The sequence below is a fragment of the Mycobacterium sp. 48b genome, assembly GCF_048282725.1.
In the GTDB taxonomy this organism is placed as follows: Bacteria; Actinomycetota; Actinomycetes; order Mycobacteriales; family Mycobacteriaceae; genus Mycobacterium.
This window is the reverse complement of record NZ_JBLVUL010000001.1, coordinates 5,949,794-5,976,372: the sequence shown is the minus strand read 5'-3', so window position 1 is coordinate 5,976,372 and position 26,579 is coordinate 5,949,794. Positions and strand designations below refer to the sequence as shown.

The window sequence follows — 26,579 nt, the reverse complement described above, 5'->3', positions numbered from 1 at the left end:
CGATCCTCAGCGGTCGGAGTGGCCCGCGCGACGGCGGACCGGCTCCCGGCCGGCCGGCTGAGTCGGGGCCGGCAGCAGCGGATGCCGGGGAACGATCGCGACGGTGGTCGGGCGACTCGTGTTGAGCACCACGTCATCCCCGGCGTGACGGATGGTCAGCGATCCGTCGGGCCCGTCGCGCAAGGTGTAGGTGACGTCGCGGTGGTTGGCCTGCACCGTCACCCGGAAACCCTTCCATCGCAACCGGAAACGCAGGCACGAGATGCCATCGGGCAGGTGCGGGTTGATCGACAGGATGCCCTCGTCGTCGCGCAGTCCGCCGAACCCGGCCACCAATGCCGTCCATGCCCCGGCCAGCGACGCCATGTGCAGCCCGTCGCGGGTGTTCCGGTGCAGATCTCTCAGGTCGATCAGCGCGGCCTCATAGGCATAGTCGTGGGCCAGCTCGAGGTGGCCGACCTCGGCGCACATCACCGCCTGGGTGCATGCCGACAGCGACGAGTCTCGGGTGGTGCGCCGCTCGTAGTAGTCGACGTTGCGGGCCTTCTGTTCCGGGGTGAAGGCGTGACTCTGCCACTGCATGGCCAGCACCAGATCGGCCTGCTTGAGCACCTGGGCCGGATAGAGCCGGACATATGGCTCGTTCAGCAGCAGCGGATAGGAGGTGTTCTCCGAGAAGTTCCATTCGGCCAGGGTGGTGAAGCCCTGGCACTGCGGGTGCACACCCAGTTCCTCGTCGTAGGGGATGTGGGCGGCGTCCGCGGCGTCGCGCCAAGCGGCGGTCTCCTCGGTGGTCACGCCCATCGAGTAGGACGCGTCCGGATGGCGGGTGCAGGCGTCGACGGCAACCCGCAGGTTGTGTGCGGCCATCAGATTGGTGAAGACGTTGTCGCGCACCACCGCGGTGTATTCGTCGGGTCCGGTCACGCCGTCCAGGTGCCAGACCCCGTGGCGGTCATGGTGTCCGAGCGACATCCACAGCCGGGCCGTGTCCACCAGGACCGCCAGGCCGCATTCCTGCTCCAGCGAGTCGTCCCCGGTGACGACGCGATAGCGCTCGAAGGCGGCGGCGATGTCGGCATTGATGTGCCACGCGGCGGTGCCGGCCGGCCAGTACGCCGAGCATTCCTCACCCCGGATGGTGCGCCACGGGAAGCTCGCACCCTTCAGATCGAGCTGCGCCGCGCGGTCGCGGGCGAGGTCCAACGTGGAGGCGCGCCACCGCAGCGCGTCGGCGGCCGCCTGCGGCTTGGTGTAGGTCAGCACCGGCAGCACGAAACCCTCGGTGTCCCAGAAGGCGTGACCGTCATAGCCGGTGCCGGTCAGCCCCTTGCCCGCGATGGCACGGCGCTCCGCGCGGGCGCTGGCCTGCAGCACGTGGAACAACCCGAATCGCACCGCTTGCTGGCAGTCCGGGTCGCCCTCCACCTCGACGTCGGCGCAGTCCCAGAACTCGTCGAGGTAGGCGCGCTGGGAGTCCAGCAGCCCCTGCCACCCGCTGTAGCGGGCCCCGGTGATGGCCGCGGCGGCCTGATCGCGCAATGCGGGACGCGACCGCAGGCTCGACCACCCGTAGCCGAGATATTTGACGATGCGCAGCTTCTGCCCGGCCCGCAGCCCGCAGATCACGGTGGTCCGGGCCAGGTCATCGCGGGCGTCCGTGCTCACTTCCACGCGCCCCGGCACCTCGACGTCATGGTCCATCGCGGCCGCCATCATCAGCCCACTGCCGACGGTGCGGTGCACCAGAAGCGCACCGCTGTCGGTGTTTTCGTGATGTACGGCGTGCAACGGGTGTTTGAGCACTGCCGAGACCCGGGGATCGCCGGCGGTCTCGGGTTGGTCCTCGTTGGTGACAAGTTCGGATTGCACTGTCACCCGGGTGAATTCGCCGATGGCCTCGACGGTGTACTCGATGGCGGCCACGCCGCGGTGGGCGAACGACACCAGACGGGTGGAGACCACCCGGACCTGCTTCCCCGCCGGAGAGCACCAGTGGGCGACCCGCGTCAGGGTCCCGGCGCGCAGGTCCAGGGTGCGCTCATGGTCGATCAGATCGCCGTAGCGCACGTCGAAGGGCTCGTCGTCGACCAGCAGTCGCAGCAGTTTGCCGTTGGTGACATCGACGACGGTCTGCCCGGCCTCGGGATAGCCGAATCCGGCTTCGGCGTATGGCAATGGGCGCACCTCGAAGAACCCGGCGAGGTATGTCCCGGGCAGGCCGTAGGGTTCCCCCTCATCCAGGTTGCCTCGGAGGCCGATGTGGCCGTTGGACAGCGCGAACAACGATTCGGACTGAGCCAGCAGGTTGAGGTCCAGCCGGGTTTCGCGCACCTGCCACGGTTCGACCGGGTAGGCGTCGTGGGTGATCATCATGGTGCTACATCAACTCCGCCAGGTCGGTGACGACGATGTCGGCGCCGTTGCGGCGCAGCTGTTCAGCTTGCCCCACCCGGTCCACGCCGACCACGAAGCCGAACTGCCCGGCCCGGCCGGCCGCGACCCCGGCCAACGCGTCCTCGAACACGGCGGCCTGGGCGGGGGAGACGCCGAGGAGTTCGGCCGCGCGCAGGAAGCTGTCCGGTGCCGGCTTGCCCGGCAGGTTCTCGTCGCGCATCGTCACCCCGTCCACGCGGTGCTCGATGTATGCGTCCAATCCGGTGATCTTGAGTACCTCCTCGGTGTTGGCGCTCGAGGACACCACTGCCCGGCGCAGGCCGGCCTGTGTGACGGCTTGCAGATACCGCCGGGATCCTTCGAACACCTCGACCCCGTCGGCCTGCAGGGTCTGGTGGAACATCGCGTTCTTGCGGTTGCCCAGGCCCTCGATGGTCTCGGAGTCGGCGCCGTCGTCCGCGCTGCCCTCGGGGAGTTCGATCCCGCGGCTGGTCAGGAACGACCGGACGCCGTCCTGCCGGCGTTTGCCGTCGACGTAATTCAGATAGTCGGCATCGATGTCGAAGGCGACGAACCGGTCCCCGGTGCGTTCGGATCGCTTGCGCAGATAGTCGTCGAACATGGCTTTCCAGGCCTTCTTGTGCACGCTGGCGGTGTCGGTGAGCACGCCGTCCAGGTCGAACAGACACGCCGTGACCTGTTCGGGTAGGCCCAGCATCGAGCACCTCGCTTTCGTCGACGTCTCCTTCATCATGCGTAATCACCACCCGAGGGGTGGGTTTAAACACGGCTTCGGCCGCGAGCCGTTTCCCAAATTCCGGTGCCCCGAGCGGGCTCTGACCTGCCCACTAGACTGTTGCGGTGACGTCTGCATCTCCCCGTCCTGTCCTCGTCGTCGACTTCGGCGCTCAGTACGCACAGCTGATCGCTCGCCGGGTCCGTGAGGCGCGGGTGTTTTCCGAGGTCATCCCGCATACCACCACGGTCGAAGAGATCAAGGCCAAGGACCCGCAGGCCATCGTGCTGTCGGGCGGCCCGGCCAGTGTCTACGCCGAGGGTGCCCCGCGCCTGGACCCCGCGCTGTTCGACCTCGACGTCCCGGTCTTCGGCATCTGCTACGGCTTCCAGGCCATGGCACAGGCGCTCGGCGGCACCGTCGAACACACCGGCACCAGCGAATATGGCCGCACCGAGCTGAATGTGTCGGGTGGTGACCTGCACTCTGAGCTGCCTCCGACCCAGCCGGTGTGGATGAGCCACGGCGATGCCGTCACCGCGGCGCCGGACGGGTTCGATGTGATCGCGTCCAGCGCCGGGGCGCCCGTCGCCGGCTTCGAGAACCGGGCGCGGCGACTGGCCGGGGTTCAGTACCACCCCGAGGTGCTGCATTCCCCGCACGGCCAGCAGGTGCTGAGCCGGTTCCTGCACGAGTTCGCCGGCATCGGCGCGGCGTGGACCCCGGCCAATATCGCCGAGCAGTTGATCGAGGCGGTCCGCGCCCAGATCGGCGACGGCCAGGCCATCTGTGGTTTGTCCGGTGGCGTCGACTCGGCGGTGGCTGCGGCGCTGGTGCAGCGAGCCATCGGGGACCGGCTCACGTGTGTGTTCGTCGACCACGGCCTGCTGCGGGCCGGGGAACGGGCCCAGGTGCAGCGTGATTTCGTCGCGGCGACCGGCGCCAAGCTCGTCACCGTCGACGTGGCGGATCGTTTCCTGGAGGCACTGTCCGGGGTGACCAACCCCGAGGGCAAGCGCAAGATCATCGGCCGCGAGTTCATCCGGGCGTTCGAGGGCGCGGTGCGCGACACCCTGAGCGAGGCGGACATCGAGTACCTCGTGCAGGGAACGCTGTACCCGGATGTCGTGGAGTCCGGTGGCGGCACCGGCACGGCCAACATCAAGAGCCACCACAATGTCGGTGGCCTGCCCGACGATCTGAAGTTCAAGCTCGTCGAGCCGCTTCGGCTGCTGTTCAAGGACGAGGTGCGCGCCGTCGGCCGGGAGCTCGGCCTGCCCGAGGAAATCGTTGGCCGCCAACCCTTCCCGGGGCCGGGGCTGGGTATCCGCATCGTCGGTGAGGTGACGGCCGACCGACTCGACACCCTGCGTCGCGCGGATGCGATCGCCCGCGAGGAGCTCACCGCCGCCGGCCTGGACCAGCAGATCTGGCAGTGCCCGGTGGTGCTGCTGGCCGACGTGCGTTCGGTCGGTGTCCAGGGCGACGGACGCACCTACGGTCACCCGATCGTGCTGCGGCCGGTGTCCAGTGAGGACGCCATGACCGCGGACTGGACCCGCGTGCCTTATGAAGTGCTGGAACGGATTTCGACCCGGATCACCAATGAGGTGCCTGAGGTCAACCGGGTGGTGCTGGATGTCACCAGCAAGCCGCCAGGCACCATCGAGTGGGAGTGAACCCGGCTACTCGGCCGCCTTCTCCACGTATTCGGTCAACATCTGACTGACGACCGATTCGATGGTCGACTCGATCGAGGCGGCCAAGGTCGCGCTGACCGCGGAGACGGCTTGGGTGCGGAACCGGATCAGCATCGTGATCAGTTCGGCGACTTCGGTATCGGCGGGCAGCGCCTCGCCGGGCTTGATCTTCTCGGATACCTGATCCACCCCGGCCCGCACCAGGATAGAGCTGATCTGGTCCAGCAGCGGCACCACCTGCTCGTGCACATCGATCAGGGTGCCGATCGGGACGCCGTAGCGACGTACCTCGTTGAATGCCTCGATCAGCTTGGGCCGCACGATGATTGCCTCATCTGCGGCCTTCTCGAGCTTGATCACACCGTTGCTGACGAGCCGGTCGAACCCGGCGTCGTCATCGACCAGACGCCGGGCCTCGGTCAGCGGCATGCGTTCGGGTTTCTCGGTTGCCCAGTTGCCCGCGATGGCATCTTCCAGGCCGAGCACGTCGCCGATGTCCTTGCCCTGCTCCCAGGCGCTGAGCATCTCGTGGACATGCGCGATGTTGTAGCCCCGGTCCAGCATCGAGGTGATCAGCCGCAGCCGGGTCAGGTGGGTGTCGTTGAACAACGCGATGCGGCCGACCCGCAGCGGAGGGTGCAGCAAGCCCCGGTCCCGGTACACCCGGATGTTGCGGGTGGTGGTGTCGGCCAGCCGTGCAAGTTCCTCGATTCGGTATTCACCGGAAGCGGCGGCGCCGTGCGGCTGGACGGCGGCGTCGAAGAGCTGGGACACCGCCGTTTCGATGACGTCGCGCGACCCACGCCGGATCTGCCGTGGGGCCCGGCGCAGACCGGTGAGGATCGTCGAGATGGCGCCCGCCGACTGCCGGGGCTGCTTGCCTGCCATCAGGCCGAGGAGCTGATCGCGACGCGTGCGTCGCGCGCTGTCACGTCGTAGTCGCCGAGCCGGAAATCGCGCATCTGTCGAAGATACTGGGTGGCGGTTCCGGGATACATCGACGCGTTGAATCCGTCCGCGGTGAGATACCAGCTGGTGCATCCCGACATCCAGGTGGTCTTGGTCAATCGTTGCTGCAGCCGGGTGTTGTGCCGCTCCTGCACTTCGGCGCGAACGTCGAGGTAGCGAAGGTTCTTGCGCAGGATCGTTCTGATGCCGGCGACGGCGTAATCGATCTGGCCCTCGACGTAGACGAGCAGCGAGTTGTGGCCCGGGCCGGAGTTGGGCCCGGTCATCAAGAACAGGTTCGGGTACCCGTTGACGTTGATGCTCTTGTACGCCTGGGCGCCGCCTTTCCACTCGTCGGCCAGCGACCGGCCGCCGAGCCCGGTGACGGGATAGGGCGGGCCGGTGAGATGGACGTCGAAGCCGGTGGCGAACACGATCGCATCAAGGTGGTGTTCGATGCCGTCGCTGGTGCGGATGCCCACCGGACTCATCGTGGCGATCGGCCAGTCGATGAGCTTGCAGTTGTCGCGCTGCAGCGCGGGATAGTAATCACTGGACACCAGCATGCGTTTGCAGCCGGGGGTGAAATCCGGGGTCAGCTGCCTGCGCAGCCACGGATCGGAAACCTGCCGGCGCAGGTGCGCCTTGCCGAGCCGGGCGACGAGCCCCGTCAGCGGGGTGTCCCACACCATCGCTGTAGCGCTGGCCTCATGACCCCAGAACAGGACCTGGCGGGCGAGCTGTTGTACGGCAGGCACTTTCGCGAACAGGGTGCGCGCCGCCGGGGGTGTGGCGATATCCAGGCGTGGGATCACCCAGCCTGGGGTGCGTTGGAACACCTTGACGAAGCCTGCGGTCTTCACCAGCTCCGGGATGATCTGCACGGCGCTGGCCCCGGTGCCGATGACCGCGACGCGCTTGCCGGTGAAGTCGTAGTCGTGATCCCAGTTCGCACTGTGGATCTTGTGGCCCTGGTAGGTGTCCAGCCCACGGATGTCGGGCCACTTGTGGTCGGGCAGGGGGCCGGACGCCAATACCACTGTCCGCGCCCGAAAATGCTTGCGGCCGGTGGTATTGACCGTCCAGACGCCTTCATCCTCGTCGAATTCCAGGCCATTCACCTCGACGCCGAACTGGATCCGCCGGCGTAGGTCGAAGGCGTCGACCATGTCCTCGATGTGCTGGCGGATCTCGCCGGCCGGGGAGTAGGCCCGCGACCAGTCCGGGTTCTTGACGAATGAGAACGAGTACAGCAGCGACGGAATATCGCATGCCGCACCGGGATAGGTGTTGTCGCGCCACGTTCCCCCGACGCGGTCCGAGCGGTCCAGGATGACGAAGTCGTCGACGCCGGACTCGACGAGTTTGATGGCGGTGCCGATGCCGGTGAACCCGGCTCCGACGATCAGCGTGTCGTAGGTCCGATTCACCATGTCAGGCCGCCGGCTCGTGGGTGAGCTCCTTGAACCAGCTGGGTATCGGCCGCAGCAGGGTCTTCGGATAGCGGTCGGACGCCCACACCATGGGGTTGGCGATCCAGTGGTAAGGGTGGCGCGGATTGGTGACCATCCGGCCGTGCAGCTTGAGCAGTTGATAGGTCGGGACCCGCCAGGTGTGCTCGCCGCGGCTTCCGATCTCCTTGAAGCGCATCATCGCCTTGTACAGCTTCTCCGGTTGCAGGCCCATGTCGACGATGTTGTTGCGCATCCGGTTGAGCAGGGGTACGTACATCAACGTGCCGATGATCACGCCGGGAGACGCCACGTTGCCGACGAACTCGACCGCCAGTCTCCTCGCGGTGGAGTTGCCGATCATGTTGAGTACCTCGAAATCAACCGCGATGTGGCGGGATTCGTCGTTGTTGATCTTCTCGAAGACCTGATGGCACACGGGGTCGTCGACCTCTTCGAGCAGGAACTTCAACAGCGCTCCGTCCAGCGCCACCTCGAGCATCGGGATGACGGTGCCCAGAACTGACAGCGACATGTTGTCGGAGAAGGTGTCCAGCCATTCGATGGCCAACCGGATGTTGACGTTCGGTTCGGGCATCTCGCCGTCTTCGAGCATGCCCCACCGCTTCATCAGTGCCAGTTCGGCATTGGCGTGCCGCTGCTCCTCGGCGTGGAAATACCGGTAGATCTCGGCGATGGTGGGGGTCGGCGCCTTCTTGGCCAGCGCGGCGAATCCACGCGCCCCGACGTTCTCGATCCAGCACAGATCGGCCATGAAAGCCTTGAGTTTGGGCCGCATCTCGTCGGTGATGGTTTCCGCGCCCGGTGCATCCCAGTCGATGTCGGCCAGGGCCCACTGGCGGTCCTTGATCTTCGCCAGCATTCGTTCCATGTCCATGGCCATTACGAAACCTCCTCGTGACTGGTGATGCGGGTGGTGAGGCCGACGGCGCGCGTGTACACGGTCGGGGTGAGTCGTTTGATGCCCCAACCGATCCGGGCGTCGGGTTGGGGCATGCAGTACAGGCCGCCACGGTCGTTGGTGTCCAGACACATCCGGGCGACGCGTTCGGGTGAGAACCCGGTCCAGCGCATCAGCCGATCGGCCAGCTGCGTCGATTGGGCTGTGATCCTGCCGGCTTCGACGATGTTGGTCTTGACGAACGTGGGGCACAACACCGTGACATTGATGCCGGTGCCGGCCAACTCGGCGGCCAGCGTCTCCGACAGCGACAGCGTCCCGGCCTTGCTGACGTTGTAGGCGGCCATCCCCGGAGCCGCGCCGAAGGCGGCGGCCGAGGCGACGTTGATGATGCCGCGGGGTTGATCACCTTCTGCGGCACGCAGAATCGGGGTGAACACATGGCAGCCGTGAATCGGTCCCCACAGGTTGATGCCGAGCGCCCAGGTCCAGTCGTCGAGGGTGACCTCGCCGATCGGCTGTCCGCCCGCGCCGACACCCGCGTTGTTGACGACCAGGGAGGGCGGCCCGTCGAACCAGGTTTGCGCGGTTTCGGCGAGTCGGGTGACCTCCTCGATCTCCGAAACGTCGCAGCGCACCGCTGTGGCCTGCCCGCCGTCGGCGACGATGGCCTCGGCGGTGGCGCGGGCTGCGGCCTCGTCGATGTCGCTGCACACCACCCGGCCGCGGCGGGCGGCCAGTTCGCGCGCGAACGCGGCACCGATACCGCTACCCGCACCGGTGACGACGGCGTCCGCATGCCGGCTGCGCTTGCGGCCCGACCCGAAGATGTTCATCGAGCCACCTCGACACTCTTCTCATTGCTGTTGCAGCGCAGGGATTCTGAGATGAACCTGGCGGCTTGTTGCATTGCTGGGGCAGCTTCTGGGCTGAGCCGGGGCAACGCCTGGAAGACGTGCACCTGATCGGGCCACACCTGCAGTTCGGCATCGCCGCCTGCCGTCCGGATGTCCGTGTGGAGTTGGCGGGCGTCGGCAAGCAGCATTTCGGCGCCTCCGGCTTGGATCAACGTCGGTGGCAACTGCCGCCCGCCCGCGACGTCCAGCGCCAGTCGGGGATGCGAAGGATCGATGCGCTCGGTGTACAACTCGACGAGGCGGGCCGCGTCGGCGACGCGAATCGCCGGGTCGGGGGAGAGGCGTTCCTGGGCTCGTGCGAGCCCGAAGGTCAGATCGACCAGCGGGGAGAACAGCATCAGGCCGGCCGGGTGAACGACATCGGACTGCAGGAGTAGATCTACGGCGAGGTGCCCACCCGCGGAATCGCCTGCCATCACGATGCGGTCCGGATGAAGTCCGCGTTCGGTTCGCAGCCAATCCCAGCCGGCCCGAACGTCGTTGGCGGCAGCGGGGAATCGGTGCTCGGGAGCCAGCCGGTAGTCGACGCAGAACACGGGCAGTCCGGTCAGGCGTGACAGCCATGCAGTGAGCCGCCGGTGCGTCTGCGGCGAGCACAGCGCGAATCCGCTGCCGTGAAGGTAGTAGACGGCACGTTCGCCTTCGGTCACCCCAGGGCCGCGCACCCATTCGCCCACGACGCGTCTGCCGTCGGCCATGCGTACATCGACGCGTTCGACGCGGGTGCCCGACAGCGGAGGCCCGAAAGTCGCCATGATCCGTGCGATCAGCCTGCGAGAGGTCCACAGCCCCCAGCTGGTATCCGGCGGCAGGGCCGCACTGACCTGGCGCAGGGTGAGGCTGCTGACTCTGGACGCGCCGCGGGATCGCACGGATCCGCGTCGGGGTACGGCCGGGTGAATTCCGGTGGTTCCGGGCATGGGGCCTCCTCGTTGAAGCGTGCCTGGAGTACACCAGCAATTGATGACATTTGTCAATGTCACCAATTGACGATGAAATCATCCAGCTCGGGCCCGCCGAGGCTCAGCGCGCCGGGTCTCCGCGCCACCGAAAACTGTTGACGTACTTGCCCATATCCAGTGCAAGATCCAGGTTGGCCCCGGACGGGATGCCGGGGCCGAAATCGGGGCCGTACGCGTGATACGGGCCGGTCGCGACGGCGATCAGCGCGAGGTCGTTCTTGACCGCCGCGAGAATCACCACCCGTAGCCGCATGTAGTCGCCGGTGGCGTTCTGGGGCCAGCTGTCGAGGACCATCCCGTACCCGGGCTGGTAGCCGACCATGGCATTCGGGATCTCGTAGTCCACGTCGGCGTCGGGATAGGTGTCTTCGATCAGGGCCTTTGCGATCTCCTTCGGCATCCTCCCGGCTGCGGGCCTGCCGATGAGTTGCATGGTGCCGCCATCTCCGGCCAGGAAATCCGCCGTCACACCATCGTCGGCCGTGGTGACGGTGTAGGCCGCACCGGTGGCCGGGTAGGCAACCGAGAACCCGCCATCCGGAGCCGTGAAGCGGGGATTCGTCGCCACCGGCGCGAATGTCGGCGGACTACCGCAGTCTGGCGGGCATACGTAACGCGCGGGAGCGGGGCTGACCAATGCCGACACCCCGACCAGGGCTGCGGCCAGCAATGCGACAGCCGCACCCCATGCGCCCAAGAGTCGGCGGTCATCGGCCCGGTGCTGCAGTGGCGACGACGCACGGATCGCGACTCCGCAGTTCGGGCAGAAGGCCGTGCCGGGAACGGGTCGGTCGCATTGCGGGCACACCGGCGATTCGTCGGCGGGAACGGCGGATTCGTGAAGCAACGCGAGCTGCAGCCCCACCCTCAATGCCAGCAATGCCAACGCCGTCACGGCCAGATGCACTGCCAGTACCACTATCTGAGACACCGGTGCGACGTCGATCAGACCGAGAATCGCGTAGCAGACGGGGACGGTCGCGGCCGTCACCGCCACGGCCGTACGCACATACTCCGGATGCCGATGCGCGTTGTCCGGCGCTGGGGTGAACCACAGGGCGATACCGACGAGAGCGCCTGCGGCCGCAGCGGTCAACGGCACCGCCACCGCCTGGATCCCGGCCTGCACCAACAGCCCGCTCAACGGCCGGTCGTGGTCCACGATCCCGTCGTCGAACTGCGGAGCCAACCGACTCAGCATGGCGGCCGCGGTGAATGCGAGCGCGCTCAGCGCGCCGATGACAAAGCCGCCGAGCGAGTTTCGTGGTCTCCGGGCGAACAGGCGGATCGCCACCGCCGGAGCGATCATCAGCAACATCGCGCCGAGCGGGACACCGAGACCGTCGCGCACGATTCGGTACTGCGGGATGTCGACGCCCATCGGCATGTCGTACTCGCGGGCCACCGCGGTTGCCGTCATGAGCGTCCAGGCGACGCCGAGTCCGGCGCCCAGGACGGCGGTCAGCAGCATCGTGCGCACCGGAACATCGTGAAAGACAACGGATCTGCGTAGATACACGACGAACAGTAGCGGCACCCCGAATGCGGCGAGCGCGTTCATCGCCGCGGGGAGTCGCAGGAGCGCGCAGGCGGTCACCGCGACCACGAGGACCACCAACGACCACCGGAACGGCGCGCGCGAACGTTGCGGCAGTTGGGGGAACAGCGAACTGACCACCGACGGCCGTAGTAGGTGCTCGCGGCCCGCGCAGTAGGCGCCGATCCGTAGCCATTCGGGACCATCGCCGGGCGGATCCAGATGCGCGCCGCATCGGCCGCAGAATGCGCCCGGCGGAACCTCGGCCCGGCATACCGGGCATTCGGTGGTGGGCGAGGTGTCGTCGGTGCCGGTTCCGGTGCTCATGGCGTAGTTGGCCGCAAGGGCCGGCGGCCGCTATCCGACGGTGCTATTGCCGGTGGGGGCTGCCGATCCCGTGCCGCCCTGTGGGTGGTGCGGCCGGTTCCACATGGGTGGGCGTGAACCTGTTCGCACCACCGGGGGTGACCTGCTTCTCGGTGGGCGCAGCCGGCGGCGACGTTGTCGTCGTCGTGGTGGTGGTCGGGGTGGGGCTCGTGGTCTCGGGCGCTTTCTCGCCGGTACCGCAAGCACTGAGCCCGACCATCCCGATGATCGCGGCGGACGCCGCGGTGACTGCGAGGCGACGAGTTGATAGGCGTGACCTCATGATTAGTCCTAACTGTCCCCCGCCGGGTGATTCGGAAACAGAGACCGAATCGGATTGCTGGCAAACTTTAACCCAGCGCCGTCCGTCATGGGCGTCAATTGGGATTTTTCGAATAGGGCCGAGTGCCGCATCGAAATCCAGGTTCAGCGGCCGGGATCTCCACGCCAGCGGAAGCTGTTGACGTATTTGCCCATGTCCAGCGCCAACTGCAGGTTCGCACCCGAGGGTTTGCTTGCGCCGGAGCCGGGGCCGAACTCCCGGTACGGCCCGACGGCCGATGCGACGAGGGCGAGGTCATCTTTCACCGCGACCAACACCAGGACGCGCATTCGCATGTAGTTACTCGTGGCACCCTGCGGCCAGCAGTCGGCGACCAGCCCGAAACCCGGGTGGTACCCGACCATCGCGTTCGGGATGTCGTAGGCGGTCTTGGTGTCCGGAAAGGTCTTTCTCACGAGCGTGTTGGCGATGTCCTCGGCGCTGCGCCCGCCTGCGGGCTCACTGAACAACTGCAGCATGCCGCCGTCGCCGGCCTGGAACTCCGCGGTGACACCGGTCGCGTTGGTGGTGACCTTGTACGCCGAGGAAGCCACCGGGTAGGAGACCGAGAAGCTCCCGTCGGGAGCGGTGAACACCGGGTTGATCGCCACCGCCTGGCCGGTCGGGGGACGGCCACAGTCGGGTGGACACATGTACCGGGCCGGGGATTTGCTCATGGCATGGGACACCCAGACCAGCACGCCGGCCACCAGGACGATTCCGGTGCCCAGGATCGCCAGCAGCTTCAGCGCCGAGGTCCCGCGGACGGCTCGGGTTCGGCCCGTGGAAATGGGTACCGCGTAGCCGGGAAAGAACGTGCTCATCCGACGTCCGACCCCGGATCACGTACCGGCCGGTGCTCGCGGCGTTCTTCTCGGGAGGTTCGTGACGATGCGTGGGTGGCCGCACCGCAGTGGGGACAGAACGACATGTCGGGCACGATGTGACCGCAGCGCGGGCAGAAGATGGGTTGGTCGGAGGCGATTTCGTCCTGCGCTTCGTGCAGCAGCGCCAGGTGCAGACCGATGCGCAGCGCCAAGATCGCCAGCAGCGCAACGGCGATGTGCACCGTCAACTGGATCCACTGCGGGATACGCGCGACATCGACCAGGCCGAGCCCGGTGTAGATGATCAGCACCGCAAAGGCGCAGGAGAACATCACCAGTCGGACGTAGCCGACGTGTTTGTCGACTTTGGTGGCGGGGCGGGTGAACCACAATGCCGCACCGATCAGACCGCCGATGGCCGCTGCGGTCAAAGGTACCGCGACACCGCGGATTCCGGCTTCGACGATCAGTCCGGACATCGGGCGGTTGCGTGCCACCATGCCGGTGGTGAGTTGGGGTGCCAGTCGGGTCAGGGTGGCCGCCGCGGTGAATGCCGTCGCACCGAGGGCGCCGATCATGAAACCGTCCAGGGATTCCCGGCTCGCCGGCCGTGCCAGCCGGACGACGACGGCGGGCACCAGCATCAGGAACGCGCCGCCCAAGGGAATTCCCAAGCCGTTGCGCATGATCCGGAACCCGGTAATCCCGGAGCCGAGTGGTACGCCGTAGGACTTGGCCATGACGTGGCCGGTGAGAAGCACCCACCCGACACCCAGTGCGATTCCCAGCACTATGGTCAGCGCGAGATTGCCGCGGTGCAGGTCGCGGAAGGCGTCGGACTCATAGAGATAGATCAGGAACAGCAACGGAAGCCCGAGTGCGGCGACCGCTATCAGGGCCGCGGGCAACCGCAACAGTGCGCAGGCCACCAACCCCGCCACCAAGGCCAGCATCGCGAGGCGGAACGGGGTGCGGGATTGGTGCGACAGGTGGGGGAACAGCGAGCTGGCGATCGACGGGCGCAACAGATGCTCGTCGGGGGCGACACAGGATGCGCTGAGGCGCAACCATTCCGGTCCGTCTCCTCGCTCCTTGTCGATCGGTACCCCACACAGCCCGCAGTACTTGCCGTCTGGCACGTCGGTCTTGCAGACGCGGCATTCGGTGGTCGGGACGTCGGTGTCGTCTGGCGCGTCGGTCATCGGTTCGCCTTCTGAAGGACGAGAAGGTTCTTGGCCAGGTTCTCCACATCGGGTGTGCCCAGGCCGGTCACCAGGTCATAGCCGGGCGCGGCGGTGGCCACCGCGTTGCCGCCGAGGGTGACGTCGCGGAACGCCGGCAGCGGGGCTCCTCTGGCGATGCGGTACAGCAGCGGATTGAAATCGCCGAGCGCGCGCCCGCCGTTGGCGATCAGATACTGATTCATCACTGCTGCCATCGCGGCCCACAGCGGTGCGGACTGCGAGGTACCGCCCCCGACCAGAACCTGGCCGTTCAGAACGATTTTCACTCCGGTGAACGGGTCGGCGACAGCGGAGATGTCGGGGGTCAGCCGCCTCTGCTCGCCGCCGGCTTCGGTGCTGCCTGGCGCGGACAGGCCCTTCTGCCAGTCCGGGCGGTCGAACAGTGCGGACACGCCGCCGCCGGTGCCCTGTGACAGCGGGACGTCGAACCAGGCTTGCTCGGCCAGCCAGTCGCCGTCGGCGTCGGTGGACAGCGTCGTGCCGCCGACATCGGTGATCTCCGGCACGGAGGCCACCGAGTCCAGGCCGATGTCGTCCTTACCGGGCGCGGACGACCAGTCTTGTCCGCCTTTGCATTCCAGGCCCGCCAGGTCACCGCTGGCGTTGAATGCCGTGGTGCCGCGGGTGTGCGCGGAGGCCAGTGCGGAGCGGACCGGGGCGAGATCGGCGGCGGTGATCAACTTGTCGCAGCCCCAGCCGATCGAGAAGCTCCACACCGCGCCGGGGAACTGCTGGTCCGCGGACTCCAGCATCTTCCCGATCTTCTCGTAGGCGCCGTCGCCCTGCACTGTCGGCCTGGCGTTGACCACGACTTTCCGGGCATCCGGAGCGATGGCATGGGCGACCTGCAGATCCATGGTGGTCTCACCACGTGGTGCGCTCGGTTGTCCGCCGACCACTGTCGGGGTGAACGTGGGCAGGCCGAATGTCGCGGCGAACGTGTCCAGATCGGCCTGGTCGAAACCGTCGAACGCGAAGAACACGATGGTTGTGCCCTTGCCGGTGAACCCCTGCTTCGCCAGGCCGGCGAGGTTGTAGGTGTTGAGCACCGCCTGTGGTGTCAACCCTTGGTCCGGAACATCGGTGGGTAGGTTCCGTAGGTCCGGCAGCGACATCCGGTATGGCGTGTAGCCCAGGATACGGCCGAGCCCGGAGACCTCCCCGGCCAGCGGCTCGGGGACCGACGGCTGTTGCGGTGAGGCGTAGAACTCCTGCCCGCGCCGGCCCCGGTAGTCATGGATGTCCACCCCGAAAGCGGATGCCATCGCGGCGGATCGGCCCTCGGCGACGGCCCAGGCATCACCGGGTCGCCACCGGATCGACAACGAATGCTCGTCGGCCCACCCGAACAGCGCCGCGGGTCGGGTGGTGCCGTGCAGCGTCATGGTCAGCTGCGCCGAGCCGCTGTCGGCTGGACCGAGATCGGTTGAGGCGGAAAGTAATTGGGCGTACGGACCCGTGATCTGGGCGGGCCCGTACGCCCCATTGCCCGTGGTGGGGCTGGTTCGCAGGTCGGAGACCAGCAGGGCGCTGAACAGGATCAGCGCCAGTAACGCCCGCCCGGGGGCGATGTTCATCCCGGCCATGGGCGAACGACCGACTTTCTGCGCTCCGCGTCTAGTTGTCGCCGGGGATCGCGGTCGGGGCCGGGGGCGCCTTCACGTTGGGGGTGAACAGATTGCCGCCGGTGGGGTTGATGGACTTCTCGGTCGGTTCGACCGGAGGCGGCGGGGCGGGAGTGGCCGGCGTGGTCGGCGTGGTGGTCGTAGTCGTCGTGGTCGGCGTGGTGGTCTCGGGACCCTTCTCCTCGGTACCGCACGCCGCGGTGAACGAGATCATCCCGATGACTGCCGTACCGCCCGCGATGACGGCGAGCCGACGAGTCAACTGCCCAGACTTCATGATGCTGTCCTCACTGTCCCCCGTGCTGTTACAGAACTTGGCCTTCGGCGAATCGCAGTGGATTCCCACTACCTGCAACGCAAGTCGTGGCCAGTCCCATCCCGAAGCGGGTTCTGGTGAACGGAACTCTAACTCAAGGCCCGCGAGGTCGCAGAGTCATTCCCACCGGCCCTACTTGCCGGGGTCGGTAGCCGTCGCTCGTGGCTTGACGCTGTCGGGGGGTAGGTGTTTACTCGAGCCATCGAACATATATTCGAAAATGATGTTGAACGGATGGTGCGGGAGGTGTTGTTGTGACTGCTGCGGCAGAGCTCGATTTACACCGGCTCACCCGCTCCGAACAGGTAGAACACCTTCGGCGCAAGATTGCCTCGGTGTCGGGGAAGGTCGGCCCGGCGCATCGTGGCGCGCCTCGGTCCGCGACATCGATCCCGGCTCAGGAATCTTTGCTGGCGTCGCCTGACGCGCTGGTTGAGACGTTGCCGGAAGGCCTGCCGACGATGCTGCCGCGCGGGTCTGTCGCGGTTGCCGCGGGTGCCCGATCACTGTCGCTGGGCATGGTGGCGGCGGTGACGGCTGCGGGCGGGCACGCGGTGATCATCGGGCAACCCGATGTTGGCCTGCTGGCCGCGGTGGAGATGGGCGCCGATCTGAGCCGGCTCGCGGTGATCCCCGATCCGGGTGCCGACCCCGTCGAGGTGGCCGCGGTGCTGATGGACGGGATGGATCTGGTGGTGCTCGGACTGGGCGGACGTTCGGTACCGCCGAGTCGGGCCCGGGTGATGGTGGCGCGAGCCCGGCAGAAAGGCTGCACCCTGTTGGTCACCGATGGTGACTGGCAGGGTGCATCGGCCCGGTTGGAGGCCCGGGTATCCGGCTACGAGGTGGCCGGTGCCGGCCGGGACGCCCCGATGCCCGGGCGCGGCCGGATCAGCCGGGTCCGGCTGGCCATGCGTGCCCGGGGGCGGGGCACCGGATCGGCCTGTGCGGTAGGCGGATAGCTCGTGCCCGCGGATTCCAGGGTGCTGGCCCTCTGGTGTATGGACTGGCCGGCAGTGGCTGCGGCAGCAGCGGCAGGGCTGACGTCGACGGTGCCGGTCGCGGTCACCCTGGCCAACCGGGTGATCGCCTGCTCGGCGTCGGCGCGAGCGAACGGGGTCCGGCGCGGGCTGCGGCGCCGCGAGGCGCAGGCCCGGTGTCCGCAACTGCATGTCGTCACCGCCGATCCGGCCAGGGATGCCCGCCATTTCGAGAACGTGACGCTTGCCGTCGACGATCTGGTGCCGCGCGCCGAGGTATTGCGTCCGGGATTGTTGGTGCTCTCGGTGCGCGGCGCGGCGCGGTACTTCGGGTCCGAACCGGTTGCGGCCGAACGATTGATCGATGCCGTCGCCGCGGCGGGGGCCGAATGTCAGGTCGGTATCGCCGATCAGCTTTCCACCGCAGTCTTCGCCGCTCGTGCGGGTTGTATCGTCGAACCCGGGAACGATGCTGTGTTTCTCTCCGGGCTGTCGATTCGGCAGTTGGCCACCGAGCCTGCCCTGGCTGCCCCCGGCCGCGATGACCTGGCGGACCTGTTGTGGCGGATGGGTATCCGAACCCTGGGGCAGTTCGCCGAGTTGTCCCGCACCGATGTCGCCTCCCGGTTCGGCGCCGATGCGGTGACGGCGCACAGGTTCGCCTGCGGGGAGCCGGACCGGGGCCCCTCCGGGCGGGATCCGGCCACCGAACTCGATGCGGTGATGAACTGTGACCCGCCGATCGAACGGGTGGATGCCGCAGCCTTCGCAGGGCGATCGCTGGCCAGTGATCTGCATCGCCATCTGGAGGCGGCCGGTGTGGGCTGTACCCGGTTGGCCATTCATGCCGTCACCGCCAATGGTGAAGAGCTGGAACGGGTCTGGCGGTGTGCTGAGCCGCTGACCGAAGACGCCACCGCCGACCGGGTGCGTTGGCAGCTGGACGGCTGGCTGAACCGCCGCACTTCTGATCGACCCACCGCACCGGTAACGGTGCTGCGCCTGCGTCCGGTTGAGGTGATCTCGGCAGCGGCGCTGCAGTTGCCGCTGTGGGGTGGGATAGGGGAGGAAGACCGGCTGCGGGCCCGGCGTGCGCTGCTGCGGGTCCAGGGTCTGCTCGGCCCGGAAGCGGTACAGGTGCCGGTGCTCAGCGGCGGTCGCGGGCCTGCCGAACGGATCACCTTCGCCGCCTTGGGGGACGAGCCGGTACCGCGAGCCGATCCGCGGCAGCCGTGGCCAGGCCAATTGCCCGAACCCTCGCCGACCGTGCTGCTCGACGACCCGGTGGAACTTCTTGACGTACAAGGGAACCTGGTCCGGGTCACCAGCCGCGGGTTGTTCTCGGCCGATCCGGCGCAGCTGGCCGGCGCGGGCCGCCGTGACGGCAGGCTGCGCTGGTGGGCGGGGCCGTGGCCGGTCGATGAGCGGTGGTGGGATCCGGAGAACCGGGGGGCCGGACGCACCGCGCGGGTCCAGGTGCTGCTGAGGCACGACGAGAGGGACGGCGGGGAAGATCAGGCTCTACTGCTGTGTTACCGGCAGCGTCGGTGGTATCTGGAGGGCGCCTATGAGTGACGGGATCAGTTCAAGCGTTGCGCGAACTCCCCGACCCGACTGATGAAGCGGTCGAAGAACACCGTCGGGTCGACCTCTGTGCCGATGAGCGCATTGGGTGGGCGGCGCCAGTGCCCGCGCCAGTCGGCCACCGTCATACCGCGGGTCAGGGTGCCGCTCAGTTCGACATCGACCGTGGTTTCCCGGCAGCTCACCAACTCCGGGTCCAGTGCCACTGCCGCAGCCAGCGGATCGTGCAGGTGCGCCAGGTATCCGTCGTCGGTGTCGAAGTGGAACTCGAAGTAGAACCGCATTGCGTCCTCGAGCACGCGGATCAACGGGTTGTCCGCCGCCGACCGGGTACCCCGCTCGTCGAGCACGCTCATCGGCGCCGACGGCGATCCGGCCGCGGCCGCCAGCCGGTTCAGCAGCGCGGGCGTCATCGCGATGTTCTCGGTCAGGTTGAGGCCCAGCACGATTGGTACGTGCGTCGCGTCATCGAGGCCCCAGGCGGCGTTCCAGCCGCTGAACACCTCGGCGGCGGACTCGGGATCGACGCTGATGTTCCACTCCGACACCGGTGTGGTGTTGCCGCGGTAGTCGAATGCTCCGCCCATGATCACCAGCCGGCGCAGCAGTTTGGGCAGCGTGGGCTCGGCGCGCATGGCCAGTGCCAGGTTGGTCAGGGGCCCGGTAGCCAGCCCGATCAACTCACCCGGATATGCGCGTGCCGCCCGTACCCAGGCCTCGGCGGCATCGTGCGCGGTCAGCAGCCGGTCGGTGTCCGGTAACCGCGCATATCCCAGGCCCTGCGGTCCGTGGGTGTCCTCGGCGGTGCGCAACGGCGCGCTCAACGGCTGCTCGGCGCCCTTGGAGACCGGGATCCCCGTCATCCCGCACAGCTCCAGCAGGCCCAGATTGTTGACACAGACCTGTTGCACCGGAACATTTCCCGCAGTCGAGGCGATACCGACCAACTCCGCCTCGGGGCTGGCGAACAGATATGCCAGCGCCACGGCATCGTCGACACCGGTATCGACATCGGCGAACACGGGCGCGGTGGGGGATGTCACCGTGTCAACGATAAGCCAACACAGGACCTGGATCGGCTACCAGTGCACCCCGGGCACCAACCGGACCGCGCGTTTGAGCGGACGTGTCACCGCACGCGGCACCCGTAGAGTTCGGGTGCTGCGGACCGGTCGCTTCGGCCGTCGTTGCGCCTCACCGCCCACCGATCCGTCGGCTCCGTCGCCGCTCAGCCCGCGCGCGGCCGCCGAGTCCGGGTAGCCCAGATACAGCTGATGCAGAACGCGGCGAGACAGTTTCGGGGTCAGATAGTTACCGAAATCGGCCACGGTGCCCAGCGGGGTGTCGATCCGGGCCGGCTTTTCCACCAGGCCGCGCACCACCATGGCCGCGGCATGCTCGGCCGAGATCGGTGGCACCGGGTTGAGCTTGCGCGACGGAGCGATCATCGGCGTCTTCACCAGCGGCATATGGATATTGGTGAACGTGATGTGGTCCGAGAGGGTCTCGGTGCCGACCACCTCGGAGAACGCATCCAGTGCTGCCTTGGACGGCAGATAGGCGCTGTACTTCGGGCTGTTCGCCTGCACTCCGGCGCTGGACACGTTGACCACATGGCCGAACCGGCGCTCGCGCCAGTGCGGCAGCAGCGCCAGCACCATCCGTACCGAGCCGAAGTAGTTGACCGCCATCACCCGTTCGTAGTCGTGCAACCGGTCCGTCGAGTTCACCACCGACCGGCGGATGGACCGGCCGGCATTGTTCACCAGGTAGTCGACATGGCCGAAGCGGCCGAGGATGTCCTTGACCGTGTGCTCGACCGACGCCGAATCGGTGACGTCGCAGGTGAATGCGTAGGCCTGCCCGCCCGCCGAGCGGATCTCGGCGACCAGATCGTCGAGCGCCTCACCGCTGCGGGCGAGGGCGAAGACGCAGGCACCGCGTTCGGCGACGGCGATCGCCGAGGCCCGCCCGATGCCGCTGGAGGCACCGGTGATGATGACGTGCCTGCCGACCAGCGGTCCGGCCGGGTCGTCGCGCCGGGCCCGGTCGGGATCGAGGTGTTGCGCCCAGTATCGCCACAGTTTCGGTGCGTACGAAGAGAATTCGGGCACAGCGATCCCGGTGCCGCGCAGTGCTGCGGTGGTGCTGTCCGAGGTGAAGGTCGGCCGCAACTCGACCACGTCGAGCACATCGCCGGGGATGCCCAGCTGGGTGGCGAGGATATTGCGCACCGCCTTGACCCGTCCTCGTGCGCGCAACACCGGCGCCGCGGTGGCCCGCGGCAGCGATCCGCGCAGTGGCGGCAGCCCCGCCTCGGCGGCCACCCCGCGGTAGATGTCACGTAGCCCGGTGGTCTTCGGTGCGGTGAGGTGGAACGTCTCCCCGTCCCCGTCTTCGACGTGCATGAGCGCGACCAACGCGTCAGCCACATAGTCCACCGGAACGACGTTGGTGCGGCCACTGTCGGGCAGCATCATCGGGGTGAAGCTGGGCAGCGCGGCGAGCCGTGCCAGCACGCCGAAGAAGTAGTAGGGACCGTCGATCTTGTCCATCTCACCGGTCTGGGAATCGCCGACCACCACGGCCGGGCGGTACACCCGGTAGCGCAGGCCCGGCGTCGAGCGCACCAGCAGTTCGGCCTCGAACTTGGTCTGGTGATAGGGCGTGGGCAGGTCCTGGGCGACGTCGAAGTCGGCCTCGGTGAACACGCCCCGATGGTTGCCGGCCACCGCGATCGAGGACACGTGGTGCAACGTGGCATCGAGGCGCCGGGCCAGTTCGATCACCGCACGGGTGCCGTCCACATTGGCGGCCCGCTGCTCAGATTCGCCGACGGTCATGTCGTAGATGGCCGCACAGTGCACCACGTGCGAGACGTCACCCAACTCGGCGATATCGGCGTCGGTCAAGCCGAGGTCGGCCGCCGTCAGGTCACCGACCAGTGGTTTTACCCGCTCGTCCCAATCTTGGGCGAGTCGTTCGAACCGCGTCAGCGACTCGCGGCGCACCAGTACCCACACCTCGGCACCGGGTTCGCGGGACAGAATCCGGGAGATCACTCGGCGGCCAATAAACCCGGTACCGCCGGTAACGACATAACGCATGCGAGCCATCGTGGCCCTTGTTCGGGCAAACGTCAACAAGGGCGGTCAACTCAACTATCGTCGGCACGCATGCCACTCAATCCGGACGCCATTGGCGAGACGACCGATCCGATTCCGTTCGACTGGACCGACCGCGACACCCTGCTGTACGCCATCGGTGTCGGGGCAGGCACCGACGACCTCGCCTTCACCACCGAGAACAGCCACGAGATCGAGCAACAGGTGCTGCCGACCTACGCGGTGATCGCGTGCTCGGCCTTCCCGGCGGCACTCAAGATCGGCACCTTCAACTTCGGCATGCTGTTGCACGGCTCCCAGGAGATCCGGCTGCACCGGCCGCTGCCCCCGGCCGGCAAGCTGACCGTGGTCTCCGAGGTGGCCGACATCCAGGACAAGGGCGAGGGCAAGAACGCGGTGGTCATGCTCAAGGGCATCGGCACCGATCCGGCCAGCGGCGAGGTGGTCGCGGAAACCCTTACCACCGTGGTGATTCGGGGCGAGGGCGGATTCGGCGGGCAGCCCGGGCAGCGCCCGGCGGCACCGCAGATTCCCGACCGCGAACCCGACGCCCAGGTGGCGCTGCCCACCCGTGAGGACCAGGCGCTGATCTACCGGCTCTCCGGGGACCGCAACCCGCTCCACAGCGACCCGTGGTTCGCGAAGAATCTCGCGGGGTTCCCGAAGCCGATCCTGCACGGGCTGTGCACCTACGGTGTGGCCGGGCGGGCGCTGGTTGCCGAACTCGGTGGGGGTGACGCCACGAAGGTGCGTGCCGTGGCGGCGCGGTTCAGTTCACCGGTGTTCCCGGGTGAGACGCTGACGACGTCGATCTGGCGCACCGAACCGGGGCGGGCCGTGTTCCGCACCGAGGCCAGCGGGCCCGACGGTGCCGATACCCGGGTGGTGCTTGAGGACGGCACCGCCGAGTATGCCTAGTCATTCGGCTGGTCCGGTAATTTCGTAGAAGCCCTGCACACCGCGTGGTGGGTTGACAGGATCGATCCACGACGCGCGCACGGCGCGGTGCGGGATGGGCGGTGGCAGATGACGCGGGCGAACCTGGTCGTTGGATACCTGGCCACTCCCGGTGGCGCCGACGCGTTGGCCTTGGCAGTCCGGTTCGCCCGGACACTGGATGCCGAGGTCGACATCTGCATCGTGCTGCCGCCCGACACCGCGCCGCCGGGCACCGTGCCCAAAGGCGGTGGCTACGAGGAAGTGGTGGCCGAGCAGGCGCAGGGCTGGTTGGACGATGCCCTCGCCCTGGTGCCCGACGGCGTTGTGGCACACACGCATCTGAGCTTCGACGAGTCGTTCGCCGACGGCTTGATCCGCGAAGCGCTGCGGTTACGGGCGAGTGCCATCGTGGTGGGCGGTGCCGGCGGGGGACTGGTGGGCAGTTACTCGCTGGGGTCGGTGGTCAACGAACTGTTGCACTCCGCGCCGGTGCCGGTCGCGGTGGCACCACGCGGAACCCGCGATTCCACGATCGAGCGGGTGCATGAAATCACCTGTGCGATCGGTCAGCGCCAGGGCTCGGATCTGTTGCTCGCCACCGCGGTACGGGCCAGCCGGGCCGCGGACATCCCGCTGCGGCTGGTATCGCTGGTCGCACTCGATCCGACCTTCGGCTCGCTGCGAGGCGATGCCGAGGCGGTCCGGGCTCACGCGCTCGCGCACGCGGAACGGACGCTGGAAGCCGCCAGAAATGAACTGCCCGCCGATTTTCCGGTGACCTCCACGATCGTCAACGGGGCCAGTGTGGAGGCCGCGGTCGAGCAGTTGGGCTGGGATGAAGGCGACATCATCATGGTCGGATCCAGTCGACTCAGTGCGCCCCGGCGGATCTTCCTCGGTTCCACCGCGGCCAAGATGTTGCGCGTGTTGGACGTACCCATGGTGGTTGTGCCCCGAGATGAACTGAAAGACGGCGAGGACCACTCATGACAGAGTCCGCATCCGAATCCGTGTCGCATCAGCAGCTGGAGGCCGCCGAGCAGGCCGGCGGGCTGGTCTCCAAGGGGCTGGCCGCGGGCAAGGTCGGTACGTTCTCCGGAGCGATCCTCGGGATCTCTTGTGTGGCACCCGGATACACGCTGACGGCGAGCATCGGGTTGATCGTCGCCGCCGTCGGGCTCAAGATGCCGGCGATCTTCATCGCCGGGTTCATCCCGATGTTCTTGACCGCCTACGCGTATCGGGAACTGAACTCGCGAGCGCCGGACTGCGGTGCGTCGTTCACGTGGTCCACCAAGGCATTCGGCCCGTACGTGGGTTGGATGTGTGGGTGGGGCATGGTGATGGCCTCGATCATCGTGCTGTCCAACCTCGCCGCGATCGCGGTCGAGTTCTTCTACCTGTTCATCGCCCGGATCACCAACCATTCCTCGATCGCCGAGCTTGCCGACAACAAGGCCGTGAATATCCTCACGACGTTGGTGTTCCTGGCCATCGCCACAGCCATCGCCAGTCGCGGTATCACCACCAGTGAGCGCGTGCAGTACATCATGGTCGGTTTTCAGATGGTGGTGCTGGTGGCCTTCGCGGTGATGGCCTTCGTACACGTGGCCCGTGGCGACGCACCGGCTGGTTTGTCGTTCGACCTGGACTGGTTCGACCCGTTCACGGGACTCACTTTCGGTGTGTTCGCCGTCGGCGTCACCGGGTCGATCTTCGCCTTCTGGGGCTGGGATACCTGCCTGACGCTGGGCGAGGAGTCCAAGGATCCGACGAAGGTGCCCGGACGCGCCGGCCTGCTGTGCGTGCTGTCGATCCTCGCGACGTATCTGCTCATCGCGGTGGCGGTGATGATGTACGCGGGGGTCGGCGAGGAGGGTTTGGGGCTCGGCAATCCGGACCATCAGGACAACGTGTTCGCCGCGCTGGCCGATCCGGTGCTCGGCAGCTGGGCCGGGCCGCTGCTGTTCCTGGCGATCCTGGCTTCGTCGGTGGCCAGCTTGCAGACCACCTTCCTGCCCGCCGCGCGGGCGATGCTGGCGATGGGTGCCTACAAAGCGTTCCCGTCGCGCTTCGCCGAAGTCAGCCCGCGATATCTGGTGCCCGGTTTCGCGACCATCACCGCGGGCGTTGTCACCGGCGTGTTCTACACCGTGGTGAGCCTGCTGTCCGAGAGTGCGCTACTGGATACCATTGCCGCCCTTGGCATCATGATCTGCTGGTATTACGGCATCACCGCATTCGCGTGTGTCTGGTATTTCCGTGGGGAGTTGTTCAGCAGCGCTCACAACGTGGTGTTCAAGTTGCTGTTCCCACTGTTGGGTGGCCTGATGTTGGCCTGGGTGTTCGTGATCGCCATCGGGGAGAGCATGAACCCGGAGAACGGCAGCGGCGCCGCGATCGGCGGTATCGGGCTGGTGTTCTTCATGGGCTTCGGCATCCTGCTGCTCGGCGTCGTGCTGATGTTCGTGTGGAGATCGATCAGCCCGGCGTTCTTCCGGAGCGAGACACTGCGACACGACACACCCTCGCTCGTGGAGTAGCGGTGGCGTCAAGACTCCGCGAAACCGACGAAATGGTCGTTACCGCAGTGCATTTACGACCATAGCGTCGGTTTCGCGGTCAGGTGGTCGGCGTGGTCAGCTGCCGGCCGCGCCGCCGAGACCGGACTTGCCCGGGTTGTGTGCGATGTGCAGCGGGTCGAGCAGATCCCACACCGTAGCCACGGCCTGGTCTTTGAGTGCCGCACCCGGCTCTTCCAGGTTGATCAGGTCGGCGACGATGTCGTAGCCGTAGTACACCGCCGAACCCGGAGGGGTGGTCTTGATCAGCTCCGTGATGATCGTCTGCCGGGCATCGCGGGCCGCGTCGTCATCGCCGAGGGCGGGCGCCAGGCTCGGCAGGATCTTGCCGATCGGAATCACCGCGTTCACCCACGGCACGATCTGGCTGCCCCGGTAGATCTGCTCGGTGGCTTCCCGGATGAACGGGTCGAGTTCGTTCGGAAGGCCGGTGTTCATCAACGCGTTCCGAAGATTCATGATCGGCTCGGGAATGTCCGTCGGCTCTGGATCGTCATCGCGGAACGGGTTGGGGTTCCACGGTGTATCGGCCTGCGTCTGCACCGCGCCGACCTTCGGGGTGGCCAAGGTCTTGCTCTTCGGCTGTGCGACGGCGGTCTCCGGGCTGTCCTCCACCACGGGCACAGGCTCGGGAGCCGCGGCCTGCTTGGGGGTGAACAGGCCCTTGAGCTTGGTGACCTGCTCGGCCTCGAACTCCTTGGCAGTGGGCTTCGGCTTCAGCGTGCCCGACACCGGCTTGGCAGGCTTGGCGTCCTGAACGGCCTTGGTGACGTGCGCGGCGGCTTTCTCGATCTTGTCGGCCTGCTTGTCGACGGCTTCCTTGACGCCGGCCTTGACCGTCGACAGGGGCTTGGCGCGCTTGGTATCGCCAGTCTTGGTCTCACCCCGCTTGGGTCCGGCGTTGACGTGCTGTGATGTGCTGCTCGTCGAATCCTTGGACGTGCCGTCCGTCGAATCCGCGTGGGCGGTGCCCTGGCCGGCCACGGCGAGCGCCGCCCCGACTCCTGCCGCTACCGCAACACCACCGACGTAGCCGATGTACTTGGTTGACGCCATTGCCGTCCTCTCACAGCCGATCCCCAGCCCACGGGCATCGTAG

The 26,579-nt window shown here is 67.2% G+C and carries 22 protein-coding genes; 6 read left to right on the top strand and 16 right to left on the bottom strand.

What is annotated here, in order from left to right; translation table 11 throughout:
• Nucleotides 1-6 precede the first annotated feature (6 nt).
• Nucleotides 7-2,373 (bottom strand): glycoside hydrolase family 65 protein, encoded by a 2,367-nt coding sequence (locus tag ACNQR1_RS29180; RefSeq protein ID WP_418050548.1) that lies wholly within the window; start codon nucleotides 2,371-2,373, stop codon nucleotides 7-9.
• 7 nt (nucleotides 2,374-2,380) lie between these two features.
• Complete coding sequence (locus tag ACNQR1_RS29175; protein WP_418050547.1) at nucleotides 2,381-3,115, bottom strand: beta-phosphoglucomutase family hydrolase; 735 nt, start codon at nucleotides 3,113-3,115, stop codon at nucleotides 2,381-2,383.
• Between the two features lie 143 nt (nucleotides 3,116-3,258).
• Between ACNQR1_RS29175 and guaA the strand changes: the two genes are divergently transcribed.
• Nucleotides 3,259-4,812 carry a glutamine-hydrolyzing GMP synthase gene (gene guaA / locus ACNQR1_RS29170; RefSeq protein WP_418049064.1) on the top strand — a complete coding sequence of 518 codons (1,554 nt, stop codon included), beginning with the start codon at nucleotides 3,259-3,261 and terminating at the stop codon, nucleotides 4,810-4,812.
• A gap of 6 nt (nucleotides 4,813-4,818) precedes the next feature.
• On the opposite strand, the gene ACNQR1_RS29165 is transcribed toward guaA, so the two are convergent.
• The 11 genes from ACNQR1_RS29165 to ACNQR1_RS29115 all read right to left on the bottom strand — a co-directional run bounded on the left by ACNQR1_RS29165 (nucleotide 4,819) and on the right by ACNQR1_RS29115 (nucleotide 16,231).
• Nucleotides 4,819-5,721: a MerR family transcriptional regulator gene (locus ACNQR1_RS29165; protein ID WP_418049063.1), complete on the bottom strand. Its 903-nt coding sequence runs from the start codon at nucleotides 5,719-5,721 to the stop codon at nucleotides 4,819-4,821.
• Nucleotides 5,721-7,214 carry a flavin-containing monooxygenase gene (locus ACNQR1_RS29160; RefSeq protein WP_418049062.1) on the bottom strand — a complete coding sequence of 498 codons (1,494 nt, stop codon included), beginning with the start codon at nucleotides 7,212-7,214 and terminating at the stop codon, nucleotides 5,721-5,723. Before ACNQR1_RS29160 ends, ACNQR1_RS29165 begins: the two co-directional genes overlap by 1 nt.
• Nucleotide 7,215: 1 nt before the next feature.
• The gene (locus tag ACNQR1_RS29155) at nucleotides 7,216-8,136 is read right to left on the bottom strand and encodes a ferritin-like domain-containing protein (protein ID WP_418049061.1); all 921 of its coding nucleotides are present in this window, start codon (nucleotides 8,134-8,136) and stop codon (nucleotides 7,216-7,218) included.
• Nucleotides 8,136-8,990, bottom strand: a complete 855-nt coding sequence (locus tag ACNQR1_RS29150) for an SDR family NAD(P)-dependent oxidoreductase (RefSeq protein ID WP_418049060.1) — start codon at nucleotides 8,988-8,990, stop codon at nucleotides 8,136-8,138. Before ACNQR1_RS29150 ends, ACNQR1_RS29155 begins: the two co-directional genes overlap by 1 nt.
• Nucleotides 8,987-9,973 (bottom strand): alpha/beta hydrolase, encoded by a 987-nt coding sequence (locus tag ACNQR1_RS29145; protein ID WP_418050546.1) that lies wholly within the window; start codon nucleotides 9,971-9,973, stop codon nucleotides 8,987-8,989. Before ACNQR1_RS29145 ends, ACNQR1_RS29150 begins: the two co-directional genes overlap by 4 nt.
• A 121-nt stretch (nucleotides 9,974-10,094) precedes the next feature.
• Nucleotides 10,095-11,897 carry a zinc ribbon domain-containing protein gene (locus tag ACNQR1_RS29140; protein WP_418049059.1) on the bottom strand — a complete coding sequence of 601 codons (1,803 nt, stop codon included), beginning with the start codon at nucleotides 11,895-11,897 and terminating at the stop codon, nucleotides 10,095-10,097.
• A 43-nt stretch (nucleotides 11,898-11,940) separates the two neighbouring features.
• The gene (locus tag ACNQR1_RS29135; protein ID WP_418049058.1) at nucleotides 11,941-12,219 is read right to left on the bottom strand and encodes a hypothetical protein; all 279 of its coding nucleotides are present in this window, start codon (nucleotides 12,217-12,219) and stop codon (nucleotides 11,941-11,943) included.
• A gap of 143 nt (nucleotides 12,220-12,362) precedes the next feature.
• Nucleotides 12,363-13,082, bottom strand: a complete 720-nt coding sequence (locus tag ACNQR1_RS29130; protein ID WP_418049057.1) for a hypothetical protein — start codon at nucleotides 13,080-13,082, stop codon at nucleotides 12,363-12,365.
• On the bottom strand, nucleotides 13,079-14,287 hold the full coding sequence (locus ACNQR1_RS29125) for a zinc ribbon domain-containing protein (RefSeq protein WP_418049056.1): 1,209 nt from the start codon (nucleotides 14,285-14,287) through the stop codon (nucleotides 13,079-13,081). Before ACNQR1_RS29125 ends, ACNQR1_RS29130 begins: the two co-directional genes overlap by 4 nt.
• Nucleotides 14,284-15,906, bottom strand: coding sequence for a S53 family peptidase (locus ACNQR1_RS29120; RefSeq protein ID WP_418049055.1), 1,623 nt, complete (start codon nucleotides 15,904-15,906; stop codon nucleotides 14,284-14,286). Before ACNQR1_RS29120 ends, ACNQR1_RS29125 begins: the two co-directional genes overlap by 4 nt.
• Nucleotides 15,907-15,946: 40 nt before the next feature.
• Nucleotides 15,947-16,231, bottom strand: coding sequence for a hypothetical protein (locus tag ACNQR1_RS29115; protein WP_418049054.1), 285 nt, complete (start codon nucleotides 16,229-16,231; stop codon nucleotides 15,947-15,949).
• A gap of 293 nt (nucleotides 16,232-16,524) precedes the next feature.
• On the opposite strand from ACNQR1_RS29115, the gene ACNQR1_RS29110 reads away from it, so the two are divergent.
• Together ACNQR1_RS29110 and ACNQR1_RS29105 are read left to right on the top strand one after the other, a co-directional pair.
• Nucleotides 16,525-17,232: a hypothetical protein gene (locus ACNQR1_RS29110; RefSeq protein WP_418049053.1), complete on the top strand. Its 708-nt coding sequence runs from the start codon at nucleotides 16,525-16,527 to the stop codon at nucleotides 17,230-17,232.
• Between the two features lie 3 nt (nucleotides 17,233-17,235).
• Nucleotides 17,236-18,825 (top strand): DNA polymerase Y family protein, encoded by a 1,590-nt coding sequence (locus ACNQR1_RS29105; protein ID WP_418049052.1) that lies wholly within the window; start codon nucleotides 17,236-17,238, stop codon nucleotides 18,823-18,825.
• Nucleotides 18,826-18,830: 5 nt separating this feature from the next.
• Here the strand turns inward: ACNQR1_RS29105 and ACNQR1_RS29100 are convergent, their stop codons facing one another.
• Nucleotides 18,831-19,877 carry a nucleoside hydrolase gene (locus ACNQR1_RS29100; RefSeq protein WP_418049051.1) on the bottom strand — a complete coding sequence of 349 codons (1,047 nt, stop codon included), beginning with the start codon at nucleotides 19,875-19,877 and terminating at the stop codon, nucleotides 18,831-18,833.
• Between the two features lie 36 nt (nucleotides 19,878-19,913).
• Nucleotides 19,914-21,941, bottom strand: a complete 2,028-nt coding sequence (locus tag ACNQR1_RS29095; RefSeq protein WP_418049050.1) for an SDR family oxidoreductase — start codon at nucleotides 21,939-21,941, stop codon at nucleotides 19,914-19,916.
• A gap of 69 nt (nucleotides 21,942-22,010) precedes the next feature.
• Here ACNQR1_RS29095 and ACNQR1_RS29090 point away from each other — a divergent pair, with 69 nt between their 5' ends.
• The 3 genes from ACNQR1_RS29090 (at nucleotide 22,011) to ACNQR1_RS29080 (ending at nucleotide 25,441) form a co-directional block, all read left to right on the top strand.
• Complete coding sequence (locus ACNQR1_RS29090; RefSeq protein ID WP_418049049.1) at nucleotides 22,011-22,877, top strand: MaoC/PaaZ C-terminal domain-containing protein; 867 nt, start codon at nucleotides 22,011-22,013, stop codon at nucleotides 22,875-22,877.
• A gap of 108 nt (nucleotides 22,878-22,985) precedes the next feature.
• The gene (locus tag ACNQR1_RS29085) at nucleotides 22,986-23,888 is read left to right on the top strand and encodes a universal stress protein (RefSeq protein ID WP_418049048.1); all 903 of its coding nucleotides are present in this window, start codon (nucleotides 22,986-22,988) and stop codon (nucleotides 23,886-23,888) included.
• The gene (locus ACNQR1_RS29080; protein WP_418049047.1) at nucleotides 23,885-25,441 is read left to right on the top strand and encodes an APC family permease; all 1,557 of its coding nucleotides are present in this window, start codon (nucleotides 23,885-23,887) and stop codon (nucleotides 25,439-25,441) included. The genes ACNQR1_RS29085 and ACNQR1_RS29080 overlap by 4 nt, the downstream gene beginning before the upstream one ends.
• 96 nt (nucleotides 25,442-25,537) lie before the next feature.
• Here the strand turns inward: ACNQR1_RS29080 and ACNQR1_RS29075 are convergent, their stop codons facing one another.
• The gene (locus ACNQR1_RS29075; RefSeq protein ID WP_418049046.1) at nucleotides 25,538-26,536 is read right to left on the bottom strand and encodes a hypothetical protein; all 999 of its coding nucleotides are present in this window, start codon (nucleotides 26,534-26,536) and stop codon (nucleotides 25,538-25,540) included.
• Between the last annotated feature and the right edge of the window lie 43 nt (nucleotides 26,537-26,579).

Excerpts from the sequence above, each read along its gene's own strand:
- ACNQR1_RS29120 (WP_418049055.1), bottom strand. The coding sequence starts at position 15,906 with ATGAACATCGCCCCCGGGCGGGCGTTACTGGCGCTGATCCTGTTCAGC.
- ACNQR1_RS29180 (WP_418050548.1), bottom strand. The coding sequence starts at position 2,373 with ATGATCACCCACGACGCCTACCCGGTCGAACCGTGGCAGGTGCGCGAA.
- ACNQR1_RS29150 (WP_418049060.1), bottom strand. The coding sequence starts at position 8,990 with ATGAACATCTTCGGGTCGGGCCGCAAGCGCAGCCGGCATGCGGACGCC.
- ACNQR1_RS29130 (WP_418049057.1), bottom strand. The coding sequence starts at position 13,082 with ATGAGCACGTTCTTTCCCGGCTACGCGGTACCCATTTCCACGGGCCGA.
- ACNQR1_RS29075 (WP_418049046.1), bottom strand. The coding sequence starts at position 26,536 with ATGGCGTCAACCAAGTACATCGGCTACGTCGGTGGTGTTGCGGTAGCG.
- ACNQR1_RS29155 (WP_418049061.1), bottom strand. The coding sequence starts at position 8,136 with ATGGCCATGGACATGGAACGAATGCTGGCGAAGATCAAGGACCGCCAG.
- ACNQR1_RS29085 (WP_418049048.1), top strand. The coding sequence starts at position 22,986 with ATGACGCGGGCGAACCTGGTCGTTGGATACCTGGCCACTCCCGGTGGC.
- ACNQR1_RS29165 (WP_418049063.1), bottom strand. The coding sequence starts at position 5,721 with ATGGCAGGCAAGCAGCCCCGGCAGTCGGCGGGCGCCATCTCGACGATC.
- ACNQR1_RS29160 (WP_418049062.1), bottom strand. The coding sequence starts at position 7,214 with ATGGTGAATCGGACCTACGACACGCTGATCGTCGGAGCCGGGTTCACC.
- ACNQR1_RS29080 (WP_418049047.1), top strand. The coding sequence starts at position 23,885 with ATGACAGAGTCCGCATCCGAATCCGTGTCGCATCAGCAGCTGGAGGCC.
- ACNQR1_RS29135 (WP_418049058.1), bottom strand. The coding sequence starts at position 12,219 with ATGAGGTCACGCCTATCAACTCGTCGCCTCGCAGTCACCGCGGCGTCC.
- ACNQR1_RS29090 (WP_418049049.1), top strand. The coding sequence starts at position 22,011 with ATGCCACTCAATCCGGACGCCATTGGCGAGACGACCGATCCGATTCCG.
- ACNQR1_RS29125 (WP_418049056.1), bottom strand. The coding sequence starts at position 14,287 with ATGACCGACGCGCCAGACGACACCGACGTCCCGACCACCGAATGCCGC.
- ACNQR1_RS29175 (WP_418050547.1), bottom strand. The coding sequence starts at position 3,115 with ATGCTGGGCCTACCCGAACAGGTCACGGCGTGTCTGTTCGACCTGGAC.
- ACNQR1_RS29115 (WP_418049054.1), bottom strand. The coding sequence starts at position 16,231 with ATGAAGTCTGGGCAGTTGACTCGTCGGCTCGCCGTCATCGCGGGCGGT.
- ACNQR1_RS29095 (WP_418049050.1), bottom strand. The coding sequence starts at position 21,941 with ATGCGTTATGTCGTTACCGGCGGTACCGGGTTTATTGGCCGCCGAGTG.
- ACNQR1_RS29140 (WP_418049059.1), bottom strand. The coding sequence starts at position 11,897 with ATGAGCACCGGAACCGGCACCGACGACACCTCGCCCACCACCGAATGC.